Raw genomic sequence first — 17,980 nt, forward strand, 5'->3', positions numbered from 1 at the left:
TTTGAGGGAGACATGAAGTTCCAAGGAGTGCTGTTCTTCCCGGTGACGCCGTTCGCCGCGGACGGGTCACTGGACGAGGAACGGCTCGCCCAGCACATCGACAGCGGCGTCGCGGCCGGTGCGGGCGGCGTGTTCGTCGCCTGCGGCACCGGAGAGTTCCACGCGCTGACGCCCGACGAGATCGAACGGGCCACGCGGGTCGCCGTCGAGACGACCGCCGGACGCGTCCCCGTCCTCGCGGCGGCGGGCGGCCCTCCCCCGGTCGCCCGCGACCAGGCCGCCCGCGTCGGACGCGCCGGCGCCGACGGCATCCTGCTGCTGCCGCCGTACCTGGTGACGGCGCCGCAGCAGGGCCTGGTGCGGTACGTCGAGGAAATCACCGGCGCGACCGAACTGCCGGTGATCTTCTACCAGCGTGGCACCGCCCGCCTCACCGAGACCACGGCCGCCCGGATCGCCGCCCTGCCCAAGGTCGTCGGTCTCAAGGACGGCATCGGCGACATCGAGCGGATGCACCGCATCGTCCGGGCCGTACGCGCCGTACCCGGCGCCGAGGACTTCCAGTTCTTCAACGGCCTGCCCACCGCCGAAATGACCGCGCCCGCCTATCGCGGCATCGGCGTCGACCTCTATTCCTCCGCCGTGTTCGCCTTCGCCCCGGAGATCGCGCTGGCCTTCCACCGCGCACTGGCCGAAGGCGACGAGGCGGTGATCAGCAGGCTCCTCGACGAGTTCTACGGCCCCCTCGTCGAACTCCGCGACGAGGTCCCCGGATACGCCGTGGCGCTCGTTAAAGCCGGAGTGACCCTGCGCGGCCTGGACGTCGGCGGCGTACGTGCGCCGCTGCTCGACCCCACGCCGGAGCATGTCGCCCGGCTCGCGAAACTCATCGACCACGGCCTGGAGGCGGTCCGCGCATGAGCACCACCGTCGGCACCCGGATCCGCGAGCTGATCGTCACCCCGATCGCCTTCCGCGACCCGCCCCTGCTCAACTCGGGCGGCGTCCATGAGGCGCTCGCCCTGCGTGTCATCCTCCAACTCGTCCTGGAGGACGGCACGGTGGGCCTCGGCGAGTCGCCGGGCGGCATCGCCCGCCTGGAACGACTTCAGGCGGCCGCGAAGGTGGTCGTCGGCATGGACGTCTTCGACACGACGGCCGTCGCGGCCGCGATCGACGCCGCCCTGCTGCCCACCGTGCCCAGCTCCCACGAGCGCGGCTGGACCACTTCGGCGGTGGAAGTGGCCTGCCTCGACGCACAGGGCAAGCTGCTGGGCCGTCCGGTGAGCGATCTGCTCGGCGGGAAGGTCCGCGACTCGGTGCCGTTCGCCGCGTACCTCTTCTACAAGTGGGCCGAACACCCCGCCCTCGACGGCCGCCCGGCGGTCGGCGACGACTGGGGCGAGGCGCTCGACCCCGCCGGGATCGTCGAGCAGGCCCGGATGATGCAAGAGCAGTACGGCTTCCGTTCGTTCAAGCTCAAGGGCGGCGTCTTCCCGCCCGACGAGGAGATCGCCGCGATCAGGGCGCTGGCGGAGGCCTTCCCCGGGCAGCCGTTGCGCCTGGACCCCAACACGGCCTGGACGGTGGAGACTTCACGGTATGTCGCCCGCGAACTGGACGGCGTACTGGAGTACTTGGAGGACCCCACCGCAACCATCCCCGGCATGGCCGAGGTGGCGAAGGACTCGCCGCTCCCCCTCGCCACCAACATGTGCGTGATCGCCTGGGAGCACCTGAAGCCGGCGATCGAGCAGAACGCGATCCAGGTGCTCCTCACCGACCACCACTACTGGGGCGGACTGCGCCGCACCCGTGAACTGGCCGCGGTCTGCGAGGCGTTCGGCATCGCCCTGTCGATGCACTCCAACTCCCACCTGGGGATCAGCCTCGCCGCCATGACCCATGTCGCGGCGGCCATCCCCAACCTCGACCACTCCTGCGACACGCACTACCCGTGGAACTCGGCCGACGACGTGATCGTCCCCGGCGTCGTCGAACTGCGGGACGGGGCGGTCGAGGTCCCCTCGGGACCGGGCCTCTGCGTGGAGCTCGACCACGACGCCCTCGACCGGCTGCACCGGCTGTACGTGGAGTCAGGGGTGCGCAGCCGCGACGACACCGGGTACATGCGGCGGATCCATCCCGAGTACGAACTCCGCCTGCCCCGGTGGTGACGGACGGAGGATCACGACGACGGCAGGGTGCGGCCCAGCAGATCGAGCAGGGCCGCCCAGTGCCGCTGCGTCGCCTCGGCGTCGTACATCGCGGTGTCCGCCTGGGTGAAGCCGTGGTGCGCGCCGGGGTAGACCTCGCCGCGGTGGCGCACGCCGGCCGCGGTGAGGGCCTTGTCGAGGCGGTCGATCTGCTCGGCCGGGTTGGTGGAGTCCCGGTCGGCGTGGCCGAAGTAGAGCTCGGCGGTGATGCGGTCGGCGAGGAGGTGAGGGCTGTCCGGGGCGTCCGTCGCGAGGTACCCCCCGTGGAAGCCGGCCGCGGCCGCCACTCGGTCCGGATGGGTCGCGGCTGTGCGCAGGGCGAGTGCGGCGCCCATGCAGTAGCCGGTGACGCCCACCGGGCCGTCGAGCGTGAGCGGGGAGTCGGCGAGCCAGTCGAGGTAGACCCCGGCGTCCCGCACGGCTGCCTCGGGGGTGAGGGTCTGCGCGGCCGGGCGCAGACTCTGGAAGATCTCCGGTCGCTCGGCCGGGTTGATGAACTCGGGCAACTCCACGACGGGTGCCGGGCTGTGGCGGTAGAAGACATTGGGAACCAGGACGGTGTAGCCGGCCGAGGCGAGCCGGTCCGCCATCCCCTTCAGGTGCGGGCGCAGGCCGAAGGCGTCCATGTACATCAGCACCGCCGGGTGCGGGGCGCTGCCCTCGGGACGGGCGAGGTAGGCGTCGGCGGTTCCGTCCGGGGTAGGGACGGTGACGAGTGTTCCCTGCATGGTGGCCTCAGTTCTCGATGGTCGTGGCGTCGATCAGTTCCTTGACGCGGTCCGCGGAGACGGGGACGCCCGGCGTCTCGAAGAACCAGCGGTGCCCCTCCTCCTGGCTCAGCCCCTCGGGCCGCGGCGCCATGTACGGATGGACGTAGACCGGCGTGCCGGGCTCGCTGCGCCGGCTGTCGGCGAGCGTCCCGATGTCCACGGCGTCGTAGCCGAGGGTGTCCAGCAGCCGCGCCACGTCGGCCTTGGCCCCTGGGTCGTCACCGGCGATGGGCAGCGCGCTGCGGTCGGGGGCGCCGGAGGGGCGGGCGGACGTCTCCAGACGCCGGAAGTCGATGTTGTTGAACGCCTTCACCACGCGTGAGCCGGCCAGGTGCCGCTGGACCAGAGCGCTGGAGGTCGGTTCACCTGCGTCCAGTTCGGCGAGGCGGCCGTCGCGGTCCGGGTAGTAGTTCATCGTGTCGATCACGGTCTTTCCCGACAGGGCGGCGACCGGGAGTCGGTCGTAGGCCTTCAGCGGGACGGTCGCCACCACGAGATCACCGGATTGCGCGGCCTCCTCGGTCGTGGCCGCCCGTGCGTGTGGGGGAGGAGCCACGTGGGCGGTTCGGCAACGCGGCTGGGGGTCCCCCCTCTGGGGGAGTGCGTGCCAGGCGTCGCGGGGCAGGCGGGAATTGTCAGGCCGCATCACGTCGCGGCAGAACGCACCGACCCCGTCCGGGTCGTCGATGAACTGGTTCGGCTTGATGCAGAAGGTCTTGAAGCCCTGTTCCCGTTGCTCCGGGATCGACGCGAGCGCCGCGCCGAGGTCCGCCGGGGAGCGGTCGTCGGGGAAGACGGCCGGTGTGCCGCCGATCATCTCCAGGTCGGCGGGGTCACGCCCGGCCGCGGCCAGGGCCTCCTCGAGGAGCCGCATGTCCTCGGGCGTCGGCCGGCCGAGCGGATGGAATCCGTGGCCGTGCCGGACGAGCCGGCGCAGGACCGGACCGTGCAGGCGCCGTCCGCCGAACCACAGCCGGGGACCTTCCGGACGGTAGGCCTTGGGTTCGAACCAGACGTCCTTGAAGGAGTAGTGCTCGCTCGCGTGCGAGATCGGTGACGGACCCCAGGCCTTCGCCCAGATCTCCAGGTGTTCGTCGAGCAACCGGCCCCGGTCGCCGAACGGCACGCCCAGAGCGTCGTACTCGTCCCTGCTCCAGCTGACCGTGGGCTGCACCACCAGTCGTCCCTCACTGAGCAGGTCGAGGGTGCCCAGCTCCCGTGCCATCAGCAGGGGATGGCGCAGCGGTGCGAGGACGGCCGCGGCGGCCAGGCGCAGCCGCTCGGTGACGGAGGCGATGGCGGCGAGCAGGAGCAGCGAGTTCGGCCAGGGCGTGTTCGGGTCCTGGTTGCCCGGGAGGGCGTAGTCGCGGCGGTTGCCCATGAGGCCGGCCGCGGCGGCGTCGGGCCCCAGGACGATGTGTTCGCTGACCATCACCGCGTCGAAGCCCGCGTCCTCGGCCTCGCGGGCCCACCGTACGGCCCTGGGCAGATCGGCGCGGCCGCCGGTGAGGGTCCAGTTCTCGCTGAGGACGAGCAGCATGCGGGGTGTGGTGGCCGTCATGCGCATCCTTGCCTTTCGACGAAGCGGGAGACGTCCTCGGGGGCGGGCCGCAGGAGGCCGTCGCGCACCGCGAGCGCCGTGGCCTCGGCGCGGGAGGCGCAGCCGGTCTTGCGCAGGAGGTGCTCGACGTGGCTGTGCACGGTCCGCGGGGAGAGATAGAGGGCTGCCGCGATGGCCTGGTTGGTCTGCCCCATCGCGGCCCGCGTCAGCACTTCCAGCTCGCGCGGACTCAGTCCGTACGGCAGCTCGACGGGTTCCTCGTGGACGACGACCGCCCGCCGGACGAGCGCCGAGCCCGCGGTGCACCGGCGCAGCACGACGCGGCGCCACGCGCGGCCCACCGGCCACAGCACCCGTAGCCGCAACCCGCCGGACTCCTCGAACGCCCGCACCAGGCAAGCGAATTCATCGTCCTCGAGGACCTGGGCAGGTCCGTGTCCAGGGAGGTCGACGACACCTCCGCCGGCGACGAGGTTCGCCCCTGCCTCCTCCGGCAGGTCGTACAACTCGCCCGGCCGGGCCGTCGGGTCGGCGATCGCGCCCAGGGCCGGGAGCACCGAGGCGAGCAGCCGGCGCGCCTCGGTGTCGTAGGCGTTCGCGCCCTCCGCGGCCAGATGAACCAGCCCCACGAGCCGGCCCTCGTGACGCAGCGCTCCCGTCACGCCGTCCCGGAATCCGGCCGGGCGGACCCGCTCGGCGTAGAACCAGCCGTGCCGGAACCGCTGCCCGGCGTCCTCGGCGTCCTCGGTGATGGACGGCGGGAGCTCCTGCCGTACGACGTTGCCGTACCACGGGGTCGCCACGAATTCGGCGGCCAGCGCCTCGGCGTCGCCGGGGGCGTAGCCGACGCCGGCCACCTGGACGTGGGCGCCGGTCAGCGGGTCGATGGCGAGCAGGGTGGCGGCGTCGAGCGGCAGGGCGGCGCCGAGTTCGCTCAGCGCCTGCGCGCAGGCCGAGGTGGTGTCCCGCTCACGGGTGAGCATGCCGATGCGGGCGGCTGCGGCGAGATGGTGGTGGCTGATCATGCGGGCCTCCGGGGGACCGACGACCACGGGGAGGTTGTTTGGGCCCTAACGATATGGCGGGCGGGGGCGGTCCACAAGGCGTTCGGTGTCGCGGGGCGGTCTCGGATGCGTGGCGGGCGGCCTGCGTGCGGCGGTATCGGGGCCGGCCCGGTCGTCTTCGCCCCCGCCGCCCCTACGGCCCAACGGTCGGTATTTGTACGGATGGCGGCGCCACCTGCCCGGGTCTTTCCTGTTCGGCATGCACCGACGCCCGGCACCCACCGGGCCCCGTCCCCCGAAGGGCACCGCCATGACCGCATCCCCCTCATCCGCCTCCCCGGCCTCAAGACGCCGGTTCCTCGCCTGGTCCGGCGCGTCCGTCGCCACCGCCGCGCTGGCCGCCGCCGGATGTTCGGCGCCGGACGACGGAGCGAGCTCGGCTCAGGCCGCACCGACCGGCGGCGCTTCGGGCGACCTCACCAGGATCGGCCTGGACTACCCCTTCACCCAACTCCCGCTCTACTCGACCCTGGTGAAGCTCTCCACGGCCGCCGCCAAGCGGCACGACATCTCGCTGCTCACCACCAGCGACGCGGGCAACGCCGACACCCAGGCCACCAACCTCCATGCCTGGGTCGCCCAGAAGGTCCCGGCCATCGTGTCGTTCCCGATGGTCTTCGAGGCGACGGGGTCCATCGCCAAGGCGGCGCTGGACGCGGGGCTGATCTGGGTGACCTACGGCGGATCGCTGGAGCACCAGAGCGCCGACATCCGGTTCAGCTTCGTCGAGGGCGGGACCCTGCTCGGGGAGGCCGCCGCCAAGTGGGCGGGCGAGCGGCTCGGCGGCAAGGGCAAGGTCGCCTTCCTCACCGACGGCACCATCCAGTTGGGCCGCGAGCGCACCAAGGGCATGATCGACGCCTTCACCAAGAACGCGCCCGGTGTGGACGTCGTCGCCGAGGAGCAGGCCATCGACCCGGACACCGGCCTGTCCAAGTCCCGCGCCATCCTCGCCAAGCACCCCGACCTCAACATCATCCTCGGCGTCACGGACGCGGCGGCGTACGGCGGGTTCAAGGCGCTCCAGCAGACCGGGCGGGCGAAGGACGACGCCAAGACCTTCGTCGGCGGGCAGGACGGCTCGGCGCCCTCCCTCCTCGCGATCAAGCAGGGCACCTTCTACCGCGCCTCCGCCGCCCTCGCGCCCAAGGACATCGCCGCCGCCATCGTGGACGTGCCGCGCGCGGTCGCCGCGGGGAAGGCGAACCCGAGCGCGCAGGTGCCGATCACGCTGGTGCAGCGTGCGGACGCGGCCCGGATCGACGCGCTGCTCGCCCAGAACGCGTAGGGCGTGTCATGACAGCGGTCACCAATCTCCGCATCCGGGGTCTGACCAAGTCCTTCGGCGGCGTACGGGCGCTGGACGGCGTGGACCTGACCGTCCCGGCGGGCCAGGTGCACGCCCTGCTCGGGCACAACGGCGCCGGCAAGTCCACGCTCATCAAGTGCCTCGGCGGTGCCTTCCCCCCGGACGCGGGCACGATCGAGGTGGGCGGGAAGGCATATCCACGGCTGACGCCGCGCGAGTCCATCACCGCCGGTGTGGCGATCATCTTCCAGACGCTCAGCGTCGTGGACTCCCTCACCGTGGCCGAGAACATCTTCCTCGGCCAGGAGTGGACCCGGTACGGCCGCATCGACCGTCGCGCCCAGGAGGAGGTCGCCGACGTGCTGCTGCGGCGGGTCGCGGCGAGCTGCTCGCCCCGCGACCGGGTCGGTGAACTTCCCATGGGACAGCGGCAGTTGGTCGAGATCGCGAAGGCCCTCAGCCGAAGCGCCTCGGTCCTCGTCCTCGACGAGCCGACGGCGGCGCTGTCCGGCGCCGAGAGCGACGCCCTGGCCGAACGGGTCGAGGACCTGCGCACCCAGGGGCTGGCCATGGTCTACGTCACGCACCTGCTGGCCGAGGTGGAACGGCTCGCGGATGCGGTGACCGTGCTGCGGGACGGACGCGTGAGCCATCGCTCGGAAGTGGCGGGGCAGACGCGGGGGGAGCTGATCGACGCGATCGCGGGACGGGCGCACGCCCCGCAGGGCCTGGCTTCCGGCGTCGGGCCGGGCCCCGCGTCCGTCCCCTCGCAGGCAGCCCGTCCGGCGATCCGGACCGCCGCCTCTCCGCGCCGTTCCCCACCCACTGCGCGTCTCACGGTGGACGGCCTGCGCGGCCCCGGCTTCGGCCCCGTCGACGTCCGCGTGGGCGCGGGCGAGATCGTCGGACTGTACGGGCTCATCGGTTCCGGTCGTACGCGTCTGCTGGAGACCCTGTTCGGCAGGCGCCGTGCCTCGGGAGGAACCGTGCGGGTCGGGGAGCGGGCCGTCGTGGCCGCCCGGCCGGCCGACGCGCTGGCCGCGGGCATCGCCCTCGTACCGGCGGACCGGCGCAGACAGGGCCTGTTCCCGTCGCTCAGCGCCCAGGACAACACCCTCCTGCCGACGGTCCGTTCACTCGCCCGGCATGGTGTGCGCGCGCTCGGCGCCGAGCGTCGGGTCTTCGGCGCGCTGTCCGCCGCGGTGGGCCTGCGTCCGGCCCGGCCACGGCTGCCGGCGGCCGCGTTCTCCGGCGGTAACCAGCAGAAGCTGGTCCTGGGGCGGTGGATCAACGCCGCGCGCACCGTGGACGTGCTGCTCCTGGACGAGCCGACGCAGGGCGTCGACGTGGGCGCGCGCCAGGAGATCTACGGTGTCGTCTCCTCACTCGCCGAACAGCAGGACACCGCTGTGCTGTTCGCGTCCAGCGACCCCGAGGAGGTCGTCGCGCTGGCCCACCGCTGCCTGATCGTCTCCGGCGGCCGGGTCGTCGGCGAGCTGAGCGGAGCCGAACTCACGGAGACGGCACTGCTGTCGGTCGTACACGACGCCACGTCCAACCCCGCCGAAGAAGCCGCAGCGCCTGCTTCCCCCGCACCGCCGGACGAACCCACAGCACCCGCCTCCCCCACACCGCTCGAACTGCCCACCCCCGCCGACGCCCCCGCACCACCCGACAGGCCCGCCGCACCCGAAGGAGCACCATGACCACCGCTACCAAGGGCCCTGCTCCCAGCCCCGCGGGTCCCGCGACCACGCCCCTCACCAGCCGCCGACTGCCCTCCCCGGGCGCCCTCGCGGGGACCGGCCTGACCGCCCTGCGGCGTCGCCCTCTGCTCGCTGTGCTCCTCCTGATGGTCCTGGTCTTCCAGCTGACCACCGGCAGCTTCCTCGACACGGGCAACCTGCGCGGGATCGCCACCGACGCCGCCACGCTCGCCGTCGTCGCGGTGCCGCTGGCGCTGCTGGTGATCAGCGGCTACCTCGATCTGTCGGTCGGCTCCACGCTCGCCCTGGGCGGGCTGGTGGCGGGCTGGCTCGCCGCGTCGCAGCAGCAGTCACCGGTCGTCGCCGTGCTGGGCGCGCTGGCGGCGGGTGCGGCGGTGGGCGCCGTGAACGGCGTCCTGTGCTGCTACCTGGGCCTGTCCGCCTTCATCGTGACGCTGGGCATGCTCACCGCCGTACGGGGACTGGCGCAGCAGCTCTTCCCACTGCCGCTGAGCGGCTTCGGTTCCGGGTTCGCCTGGCTGGGCGGGTCGCGGATCGCAGGCATCGACGCGCCGGTCCTCATCGCGGTGCTCGTGCTGGTGACGGGCGCCCTGTTCCTGGCGCTCACCCCGGCGGGGCGGCACGTCTTCGCCATCGGCGTCAACCGGGAGGCCGCCCACCTCTCCGGTATCGACGTCCGCCGTACGCCGTTCACCCTGTTCGTCGCCACGGGCGTCGCCGCCGCCCTCGCCGGGGCCATCAAGGCATCGGTTCTGGACAGCGTCGTCGCCGGAACCTCGGGCGCCGGGTTCGAGCTGACCGTGCTGACCGCCGTCCTGCTGGGCGGGGTCGCTCTGACGGGCGGCTCGGGCTCCGTCTTCGGAGTGCTGCTCGGCGTGCTCTTCCTCGGCTGCCTGCAGAACGGCCTCACGCTGCTGAACGTGCCCACGTTCTGGCAGCAGATGGCCCAGGGCACGGCCCTGGTGGCGGGCGCGGCACTCGCCTGCTTCGGTCCGCGGCAGACGCGATGACCACCAACGACTCGCCCCGCCTCACAGAAAGGCCTCGCGTGAGCGACAGCACCCCCACCCTCGTCCTGACCGGCGGTCAGGTCCTCACCGTCGACGCCGGTTTCACGGTCGCCGAAGGCGTGGCCGTGCGCGGCCGCGACCTCGTCGCCGTCGGCAGCGATGCCGAGATGCGCGCCCTGGCCGGACCCGACACGCGGATCGTCGAGCTCGGCGGCCGGACCGTGCTGCCCGGCATCAACGACTCGCATCTGCACGGGGCCGCGTACGGCCTGGCCAAGCCGCCCTTCGCCCTGGACGTCGGACATCCGACGGTGGGGTCGATCGCCGACGTCGCCGCTGCCGTCGAGCGGGCGGTGCGCGCATCCCGTCCCGGTGAGTGGGTCGTCGGGCTCGGCTGGGACGCCGGATACCTCGCGGAGTGTCTGGCGGATCCGCAGCGCTTCCCCCACCGCCGCGATCTGGACGCCGTGGCGCCCGAGAACCCGGTCTGTCTGACCGACTTCTCCCAGCACATGGTGTGGGTCAACAGCACGGCCCTGCGCCGCTGCGGCATCGACGCGGACAGCACGCCCCCGCCCGGCGGTGTCATCGACCTCGATGCCGTCGGGGAACCCACCGGCATCCTGCGGGAGGCGGCCGGAAAACTCGTCCAGGCCGCGCTCCCCTCCCCCACCGTCGCCCAGCGCCGCCAGGCGATCCAGGCGGTGGTCCGCGAACTGCACGCACGCGGTATCACCAGCTACACCGAGCCGGGCCTCGGCCCCGGCGGCGCGCAGACCCTGTTCGGCGGCCTGAGCACCGACAACTGGACCGCGTACACCGAACTCGTCGAGGACGGTGAACTCGACGCGCGGGTCAGTGTGTTGCTGCTGCCCGCACCCATGGGCGGCTCCGCGGACGACGTACGCAAGGGGCTGGCCGAACTGCGCCGACCGGAGTCGGCGGACCCGCGTCTGCTGGCGGCGATCGGTGTGAAGATCTTCGGCGACGGGGTGCCGCCGAACCGTACGGCATGGATGAATGAGCCGTACGCCGACGGCGGCCACGGCGCGTTGTGCGTGCACGGCACCACCCCGGCGCTCCAGGTCGCCGAGTTGCGCGAGATGATCCGGCTGGCACACGAGGCCGGCTTCCAGCTGGGCGTGCACGTCACCGGGGACCGGGCCATCGACACGGTCGTGGACGCCTTCGTCGCCGCGAACACGGCCGCGCCCCGCCCGGACGCCCGGCACTACGTCATCCACGGCGACTTCATCGGCGCGGACAGCCTCGCCAAGCTGGCCGCGCACGGCTACGGGGTCAATATGAACCCCGCCATCAAGTGGACCATCTCCGACCTGATGGACGAGGTCATCGGCACCGAACGCTCCGCCTACCAGTGGCCCGTGCGTACCGCAGTCGAGGCCGGGATCGCGGTCTGCGCCGGCTCCGACGCGCCGATCACCGCACCCGACTGGCGGCAGGGCGTGGCCGCGATGATGCTGCGGGAGTCGAAGGCGAGCGGGCGGCAGAGCGGCCCGGAGCAGTGCGTGGACCTGGCCGAGGCACTGCGGGCGTACACGATCAGCCCGGCCCGGCAGGACTTCGCCGGGGAGTGGAAGGGTTCCGTCGAGGTCGGCAAGGTCGCGGACCTGTGTGTCCTGGACCGTCCGCTACTGGACCTGGACCCGCACGCGATCACGGACGCCGAGGTGGTGATGACGGTGTTCGACGGGCGGATCGTGTACGAGCGCTGAGGGCTCCGCCGGTGCTGAAGACTTCACCTTGAAGGCATGGCCGTGCACCGGTGCCGCCGCTACCGTGATCGACCGGCTTCCGCGTGGGAGAAGGAGTGACGGTGGGCGCAGTCGGTTCGAAGACCGTGTTGGTCACCGGTGGCAGCGGGTTCGTCGGCAGCCATCTGGTCAAGCGGCTTCTGGAGCGGGGGTACGAGGTCCACAGCACCGTGCGGAGCATCGCCGACCCGGCGAAGGTGCGCCCGCTGCGGGAGATGCAGGAGGCGCATCCCGGCCGACTGTCCCTGTTCGAGGCGGACTTGCTCACGGAGGGCTCCTTCGACGAGGCGATGAGCGGCTGCCGGGTCGTGTTCCATGTGGCCTCGCCGTTCCGTATGCCGGAGAAGATCAAGGACGGCCGCCGGGACATGGTCGACCCGGCCCTGCTCGGCACGCGCAACGTGCTGGCGGCCGTCGAGCGGACGCCCACGGTCGACAGGCTCGTCCTCACCTCCACCGTGGGCGCGATCTTCGGCGACTACGCGGACGTCCTGGCCATGGACGACGCCGTGCTGTCGGAGCGGTACTTCAACACCACCAGCACCGTGGCGAACAACCCCTACCACTACGCCAAGACGGTCGCGGAGCGCGCGGCCTGGGACGCCGAGGCCGCCCAGGGGCGCTGGCGGCTGGTGACGGTCAACCCCGGCCTGATCCTCGGCCCTTCCCTCACCCCCGCCTCTGAGTCCGGCAGTCTGTTCCTGCTGGAGGAGCTGTTCAAGGGCTACTTCTTCTACGGCGCCCCGGACTTCAGCTTCACCACGGTGGACGTCCGCGAGGTGGCCGACGCGCACATCGCCGCCGCGGAGAACCCGGACGCGCAGGGCCGTTACATCCTCGCCGCCCCGACCATGACGTCCTTCCACGAGATGGCCCGCATCCTCCGGACCCGCCACCCCCGCGACCTCCGCCTCCCGCGCACCGCGCTCCCGCACTGGCCGGTACGCATCCTCGGGCCGGCCTTCGGGCTGACCCAGGACTACATCCGGGGGCACCTCGGCATCCGCTTCCGGGTGGACAACAGCCGGAGCGTGAGCGAACTCGGCATCAGCTACCGCCCGATCGAGCAGACGGTCCTCGATCACTACGCGGCGTGGCGGAGCCAACGCGCCGCGAAGTGAATCCGGCCACCGGTCCGCTCCGAGCGTCGAAGGTCACAAAAACGTATCGGACATTTCACACGTCAACCTTCACGCGAGTCACACAAGTTGGCTAGGTTACGCCTAGGCCGCACGACGACCTCCGGCGAACCCCGTCGGGACGTGCGGCCTCCGCCGAGTCCGGTGGACCCCCAGGGGCCGCTGGAGCCGGGGACCCAACCGAAACTTGGGGTGAATCGGCCCAACCTCCCTTCGGGGCAAGGGCCGTAGGGCACACCTTCCGGAACCGACCGCCCGAACCCTCCCCCAGTGCCTGAACGGCCTGGGGGGACCCCCACCGCTAACTCGGTAGGCGGATTACGGAAGGAGTACGTCGCCCATGGCGCCGGAACGCACCGCGCGTCCGGGAGCTTTGAGCCTCCCCGGTATGCGCAATTCCGCACTCGCGTCGGCGGCCCTCACCTCTGTGGCCCTGCTCGCCCAGACGGCCAACGCCACCCCCTCCGCAGGGGACGAGGCCCCGAGCCGCGAGGAAGTCAGCCGACGGGTCAGCTCCCTGTACGACCAGGCCGAGTCCGACACCGGCACCTTCAACGCCACCCGCGCGGCGACGACAGGACCGCGCAAGCGCGCCGGCGGGCCTACGGACCCCGGACGCAGGCCCGCCGGCGAGGCCGCCAGTGCACGGAGCGAGGAGAGCAGGCGGAGCGACCCCGCACTCGACCATGTCGCCCGGCAGTGGTTCGACGACGCCCGCTCGAAGCTGGGCCCGACCGTCCCGGCCACGCTGCCGAGGGACAGAGTGCCGGACCGTCCCACCGTGGCACGGCCCGCCCGGTCGGCGGAGCGCACGCTGGAGGGCCTCACCGACGGGGGACGGGAGCCGTCCGGCCGCGCCGCCCTGGAGCTGCCCGCTGGAGCCGTCGCCGCGCTACCGGCCGCACCCGTCGCCAAGCTCCCGGCAGCCGGGGCCGGAACGGCACCCATGGCGGAGCTGGCCGCCGGCCCGATCGCCGCCCTGCCTCCCGCCCCCGAAGCACTGCCTGCCCCGCCCGCCCCGACGGCCGACCCTCAGCGGTCCCCCCTCCGGACGACCAAGGAGCAGAACCAGCGCAAGCTCGACCGCGCCCGCGAGCTGCTGTCCGCGTACACCGTGCGGCAGAACACGGAACTCACGCCCCTCGAGACCCCGTTGGGCCAGGCCCCGGCCGCCGACACCTGGAGCGCCACACCGGCCCCGGTCCAGCCCTCGGCCGAGACACAGTGGCAGGCACTGCAGGACCTCGGCGCGTCCGACCTGACCCCGGTCCCGGCGGGCACAACAGCCTGGTCCGGCACGGCAGTTCAGCCCGCCTACACCCCTTCCGCCACCGCCGACCAGACCGCCGCCGCGAGTCAGGTCCTGGACACCGGCCAGACCTACACCACCGGTCAGTCCTTCGACACGAGCACCGCCCTCACCACCGTCACCGCCACCACCGCCCCTCAGGACACCCGAGCCACGCGGGCACTGGACTTCGCCCGCGCCCAGATCGGCAAGCCCTGCGTGTGGGGGACGACAGGCCCGGACGCGTACGACGGCGGGGGCCTCGCCCAGGCCGCCTGGAGGGCCGCCGGCATCACGCTCCCCCGCACCCCGCAGGAGCAGGCGACCGCAGGCCGGGGCATCGCCCTCACCTATGCCGAGCCCGGCGACCTGGTCCTCTTCCACATCGGCCACGTCGGCATCTACTCCGGAAACGGCATGATGATCCACGCCCCCGGTCCGGGACGGGTCATACGCGAGGAGCCGATCGACTACGCCGGTGAGTCGGCGATCCACAGCGTGATACGCCCGGCCTGACCGCTCGGAACGCATCCTGACCGAAGCGTCGGTCGTCCGCCGCCCCGCCTCCGAGAGGCGGGGCGGCTTCGCGTTTCCCCGACGGTGAAGCCGATCGCGACGCCGTTGGCGACGCCCACCGCGACGCCCACCGCGACGCCCCTTCCACCTCGGCTTTGTCGATACGTCCTGACAAGCCCATTGACACCCACCTCCGGGCGACCGCATAGTACGTGCCACTAGAGCGCGCTAGTAACGCGCTCCAGCCGTATCCGACGGGCGGTGACCCGTGACCCTCCCCCCACCTGAAAACCCGCCCTGATCAGCACAGCGAGGTGCATGGGACATGCGCAGACACCACCGAGCCGCCGCTCTGACCGCCACCGCCGTGGCCGGCGTCCTGTTCGCCGCGGGCTGCTCCAGCAGCTCCGGCGGTAAGGACTCCGAGGAAGGCGCCGCGGACGCCTCGGCGGGCAAGGCCACCACACCCCGGATGACCGTGGCCATGATCACCCACGCGGCCCCCGGCGACACCTTCTGGGACCTGATCCGCAAGGGAGCCGAGGCCGCCGCCGCCAAGGACAACATCAAGCTCGTCTACTCCAACGACCCCAGCGCGGGCAACCAGGCCAACCTGGTGCAGAACGCCATCGACCAGAAGGTCGACGGCATCGCCCTCACCGCAGCCAAGCCGAGCGCCATGAAGGCCGTCGTCGCCAAGGCCACCGCCGCCGGCATCCCCGTCGTCGGCTTCAACTCGGGCCTGGACAACTGGAAGGACCTCGGCATGCTCGAGTACTTCGGGCAGGACGAGAACATCGCCGGCGAGGCCTTCGGTGAGCGGCTCAACGAAACCGGCGCCGAGCACGCCCTCTGCGTCATCCAGGAGCAGGGCCATGTCGCGCTGGAGGCCCGCTGCGCCGGTCTGAAGAAGGGGTTCAAGGGCAAGACGGACATCCTCTACGTCAACGGCACCGACATGCCGTCCGTGAAGTCGACGATCACCGCCAAGCTGCAGCAGGACTCCTCCATCGACCAGGTGGTCACCCTCGGCGCCCCCTTCGCACTGACCGCCGTGCAGTCGGTGTCCGACACGGGCGCCAAGGCCAAGGTCGCGACCTTCGACCTCAACAAGGCGCTGGTCTCAGCCGTCCAGGACGGCAAGGTCGAGTTCGCCGTGGACCAGCAGCCGTATCTGCAGGGCTACTTGGCGGTCGACTCGCTGTGGCTGTACAAGACCAACGGCAACTTCAGCGGAGGCGGCACCGCTCCGGTGCTGACCGGGCCCGCGTTCATCACCAAGGACAACGTCGACGCGGTCGCGGAGTTCGCGGCCAAGGGCACGCGCTAGGCGCATCCATGGACAGGCGGGGTCGGCCGTGGCCGCGACGGGGCGCGGCCGACCTCGCCGCTGTTCGCTGCCAGGCCGGTTCCTCGCCGCTGTCCATTCTCACGCCGGCTCCTGCGGGGCCGGCCCGCTGCTGCCCCGGACGACGAGCTTGGGGTCCAGTACGGCCTCGCGGGGCTCCAGTTCCGGGTTCTGAAGCCGGTCCACGGCGAAGCGGACCGCGTTCTCGGCCATGAGGACCGCGTCCTGGCGGACGGTGGTCAGGCCGATCGGCATCAGGTGAGAGAGATGACTGTCGTCGTAGCCGACCACGGACAGGTCGCGCGGGACGTCGACGCCCGCCCGCGTCAGGGTCATCAACAGGCCCATCGCACAACGGTCGTTGCCCGCGAGGACCGCCGTGGGCAGGGGCAGCCCCTGGTCGCGCTCGGCCAGCAGCAGCCGGCCTGTCTCGATGCCCGAGTCCTCGGTGTGCGCGCCGGGGATCACCCGCTGCTCGGCCTCCAGCCCGTGCCGGCGCATCGCGGCCCGGTACGCGCGCCGCCGCTCGGCCGAGCCGGGGCCGCGCCCGCCGTCGATGTGCACGATCCGGCGGTGGCCCAGTTCCACGAGGTGGTCCATGGCCTGCCGTGCGCCCTTGCCCTCGGCGCTGTGCACGAAGTCCACGCGCGCCTGGGGCACCCGGCGGCTGACCGAGACGGTGACGGTACGGCGTCCGAGTTCGTCGAGGTAGGCGGGATCCGCGTCGGGGCCGAGCAGGATCACCGCCTCGCAGCGGTGGCCGAGCAGTGCCTCGACCGCCTTTTCCTCGCTGCGGCCCTGGGCGGCGGCGGAGAGCAGGACGTCGTAGCCGAGCCGCTCGGCCTCGGGGTAGATGCCGGCGATGAGGTCCATGTGGAAGGACTGGTGGACGGTGAACATCACGCCGAGGGTGCGGCTGCGGCCGCGGGCGAGCAGCCGGGCCGCGTTGTCGGGGCGGTAGCCGATCTCGTCGGCGACGCGCAGAACCCGCTCGCGGGTCTCGCGGCCAGCACCCGGCAGGTCGCGGAAGATGATCGAGACGAGCGCTCGGGACACGCCCGCCTTCTCGGCGACGTCCGCCATCGTGGGCCGCTGCCTGCCCGAAGCATCCACCTGTGAACCCACCCTTCGACGCGGATCACCTTAGCCCGGTCTCGAAATCTCCCGGCAACAAGCTATTGACATGACATTTGGATCAGGGTCATCGTACTCGCACTAGAGCGCGCTAGTAGAGCGCGACAGACGATGTGTGGATACGTCCACTGACTTCCGTCCCCATCCCGAAGGACACGTCATGGCAACGGTGCCAACCTCGCTCCGCACCACCGCGGGCAACCTGTGCCTGGGCTCGGCCCCCGACTCCTGGGGCGTCTGGTTCCCCGAGGACGAGCAGCAGGTCCCGTACACCCGCTTCCTCGACGAGCTGGCCCGGGCGGGTTACCGGTGGCTGGAGCTCGGGCCGTACGGCTACCTCCCCACCGACCCGCAGCAGCTCAAGGGGGAACTGGAGGCCCGCGGCCTCCAGGTCTCCGGTGGCACCGCCTTCGGCGCCCTGCACCGGCCCGAGGCGTGGGACGGGATGCTCGCCCATGTCCGCCAGGTCGCGGAGCTGACCGCCGCCGCGGGCGCCCATCACCTGGTCCTCATCCCGCCCATGTACCGGGACGAGAAGACCGGCGCGTTCACCGAGCCGCCGGAGCTGACCGCCGAGCAGTGGGCGGGCTTCGGCAAGTCCGCCGACCGGCTCGGCAGGCTGCTCCTCGACGAGTACGACGTACGCCTCGTCATCCACCCACACGCCGACAGCCACCTCCAGACCCAGCCGGAGATCGAGCGGCTGCTCAACGAGTCCGACTCCCGCTACACCAACCTGTGCCTGGACACCGGGCACGTCGCCTACGGCGGCGGCGACAACCTCGATCTGATCCGGCGCTTCGGCGAGCGCGTCGGGTACGTGCACATCAAGCAGATGGACCCGGAGATCCTCGCCCAGGTCGCCGCGGAGGGCCTGTCGTTCGGCGAGGCCGTCAAGCGCGGCGTGTGCGTCTCGCCCCCGGCCGGTGTGCCGAAGCCCGCCGATGTGGTGGCCGAACTCGCCCAGCTGGACGCCGAGTTGTTCGTGATCGTCGAGCAGGACCTGTACCCGTGCGCGCCCGACACGCCGCTCCCCATCGCCGTGAGCACGCGTGAGCACCTGGCGGGCTGCGGCCTTACGGGGACCCGGCGCCCCACGCTCACGACGCGCGACCAGTGAGGA

General features: G+C 72.0%; 14 protein-coding genes. 10 read left to right on the plus strand and 4 right to left on the minus strand.

Annotation, left to right across the window (positions count from 1 at the left end; genetic code table 11):
* Nucleotides 1-12: 12 nt before the first annotated feature.
* Both ADL12_RS24365 and ADL12_RS24370 read left to right on the plus strand, forming a co-directional pair.
* Nucleotides 13-921: a 5-dehydro-4-deoxyglucarate dehydratase gene (locus ADL12_RS24365; RefSeq protein WP_062705141.1), complete on the plus strand. Its 909-nt coding sequence runs from the start codon at nucleotides 13-15 to the stop codon at nucleotides 919-921.
* A complete protein-coding gene (locus ADL12_RS24370) occupies nucleotides 918-2,177 on the plus strand; it encodes a glucarate dehydratase family protein (protein ID WP_062705142.1) in 1,260 nt (419 codons plus the stop codon). The genes ADL12_RS24365 and ADL12_RS24370 overlap by 4 nt, the downstream gene beginning before the upstream one ends.
* An 11-nt stretch (nucleotides 2,178-2,188) precedes the next feature.
* On the opposite strand, the gene ADL12_RS24375 is transcribed toward ADL12_RS24370, so the two are convergent.
* From ADL12_RS24375 to ADL12_RS24390, 3 genes are read right to left on the minus strand one after another with little or no spacing between them, the layout of a single operon-like run.
* A complete protein-coding gene (locus ADL12_RS24375) occupies nucleotides 2,189-2,944 on the minus strand; it encodes a dienelactone hydrolase family protein (RefSeq protein WP_062705144.1) in 756 nt (251 codons plus the stop codon).
* 7 nt (nucleotides 2,945-2,951) lie between these two features.
* Nucleotides 2,952-4,547 (minus strand): TIGR03619 family F420-dependent LLM class oxidoreductase, encoded by a 1,596-nt coding sequence (locus ADL12_RS58575; protein ID WP_425265146.1) that lies wholly within the window; start codon nucleotides 4,545-4,547, stop codon nucleotides 2,952-2,954.
* Nucleotides 4,544-5,572 carry a helix-turn-helix transcriptional regulator gene (locus tag ADL12_RS24390; protein ID WP_062705146.1) on the minus strand — a complete coding sequence of 343 codons (1,029 nt, stop codon included), beginning with the start codon at nucleotides 5,570-5,572 and terminating at the stop codon, nucleotides 4,544-4,546. The genes ADL12_RS58575 and ADL12_RS24390 overlap by 4 nt, the downstream gene beginning before the upstream one ends.
* Before the next feature lie 289 nt (nucleotides 5,573-5,861).
* Between ADL12_RS24390 and ADL12_RS24395 the strand changes: the two genes are divergently transcribed.
* The 7 genes from ADL12_RS24395 (at nucleotide 5,862) to ADL12_RS24425 (ending at nucleotide 15,705) form a co-directional block, all read left to right on the plus strand.
* Nucleotides 5,862-6,899 (plus strand): sugar ABC transporter substrate-binding protein, encoded by a 1,038-nt coding sequence (locus tag ADL12_RS24395; protein WP_062705148.1) that lies wholly within the window; start codon nucleotides 5,862-5,864, stop codon nucleotides 6,897-6,899.
* An 8-nt stretch (nucleotides 6,900-6,907) separates the two neighbouring features.
* Nucleotides 6,908-8,626, plus strand: a complete 1,719-nt coding sequence (locus ADL12_RS24400) for a sugar ABC transporter ATP-binding protein (RefSeq protein WP_079052245.1) — start codon at nucleotides 6,908-6,910, stop codon at nucleotides 8,624-8,626.
* Nucleotides 8,623-9,657 (plus strand): ABC transporter permease, encoded by a 1,035-nt coding sequence (locus ADL12_RS24405; RefSeq protein ID WP_079052246.1) that lies wholly within the window; start codon nucleotides 8,623-8,625, stop codon nucleotides 9,655-9,657. The genes ADL12_RS24400 and ADL12_RS24405 overlap by 4 nt, the downstream gene beginning before the upstream one ends.
* A 38-nt stretch (nucleotides 9,658-9,695) precedes the next feature.
* Nucleotides 9,696-11,393 (plus strand): amidohydrolase, encoded by a 1,698-nt coding sequence (locus ADL12_RS24410; protein ID WP_062705151.1) that lies wholly within the window; start codon nucleotides 9,696-9,698, stop codon nucleotides 11,391-11,393.
* A 101-nt stretch (nucleotides 11,394-11,494) separates the two neighbouring features.
* Nucleotides 11,495-12,553, plus strand: a complete 1,059-nt coding sequence (locus tag ADL12_RS24415; RefSeq protein WP_062705260.1) for an NAD-dependent epimerase/dehydratase family protein — start codon at nucleotides 11,495-11,497, stop codon at nucleotides 12,551-12,553.
* Between the two features lie 406 nt (nucleotides 12,554-12,959).
* Entirely contained in the window at nucleotides 12,960-14,375 is a 1,416-nt protein-coding gene (locus tag ADL12_RS56740) for a C40 family peptidase (RefSeq protein ID WP_062705153.1), read from the plus strand.
* A 325-nt stretch (nucleotides 14,376-14,700) separates the two neighbouring features.
* Entirely contained in the window at nucleotides 14,701-15,705 is a 1,005-nt protein-coding gene (locus ADL12_RS24425; RefSeq protein WP_062705155.1) for a substrate-binding domain-containing protein, read from the plus strand.
* A 99-nt stretch (nucleotides 15,706-15,804) separates the two neighbouring features.
* Here the strand turns inward: ADL12_RS24425 and ADL12_RS24430 are convergent, their stop codons facing one another.
* Complete coding sequence (locus ADL12_RS24430) at nucleotides 15,805-16,806, minus strand: LacI family DNA-binding transcriptional regulator (RefSeq protein WP_062705157.1); 1,002 nt, start codon at nucleotides 16,804-16,806, stop codon at nucleotides 15,805-15,807.
* 211 nt (nucleotides 16,807-17,017) lie between these two features.
* Here ADL12_RS24430 and ADL12_RS24435 point away from each other — a divergent pair, with 211 nt between their 5' ends.
* Nucleotides 17,018-17,977 (plus strand): TIM barrel protein, encoded by a 960-nt coding sequence (locus tag ADL12_RS24435; RefSeq protein WP_062705159.1) that lies wholly within the window; start codon nucleotides 17,018-17,020, stop codon nucleotides 17,975-17,977.
* Nucleotides 17,978-17,980: the final 3 nt, after the last annotated feature.

This window comes from Streptomyces regalis (assembly GCF_001509475.1).
In the GTDB taxonomy this organism is placed as follows: domain Bacteria; phylum Actinomycetota; class Actinomycetes; order Streptomycetales; family Streptomycetaceae; genus Streptomyces; species Streptomyces regalis.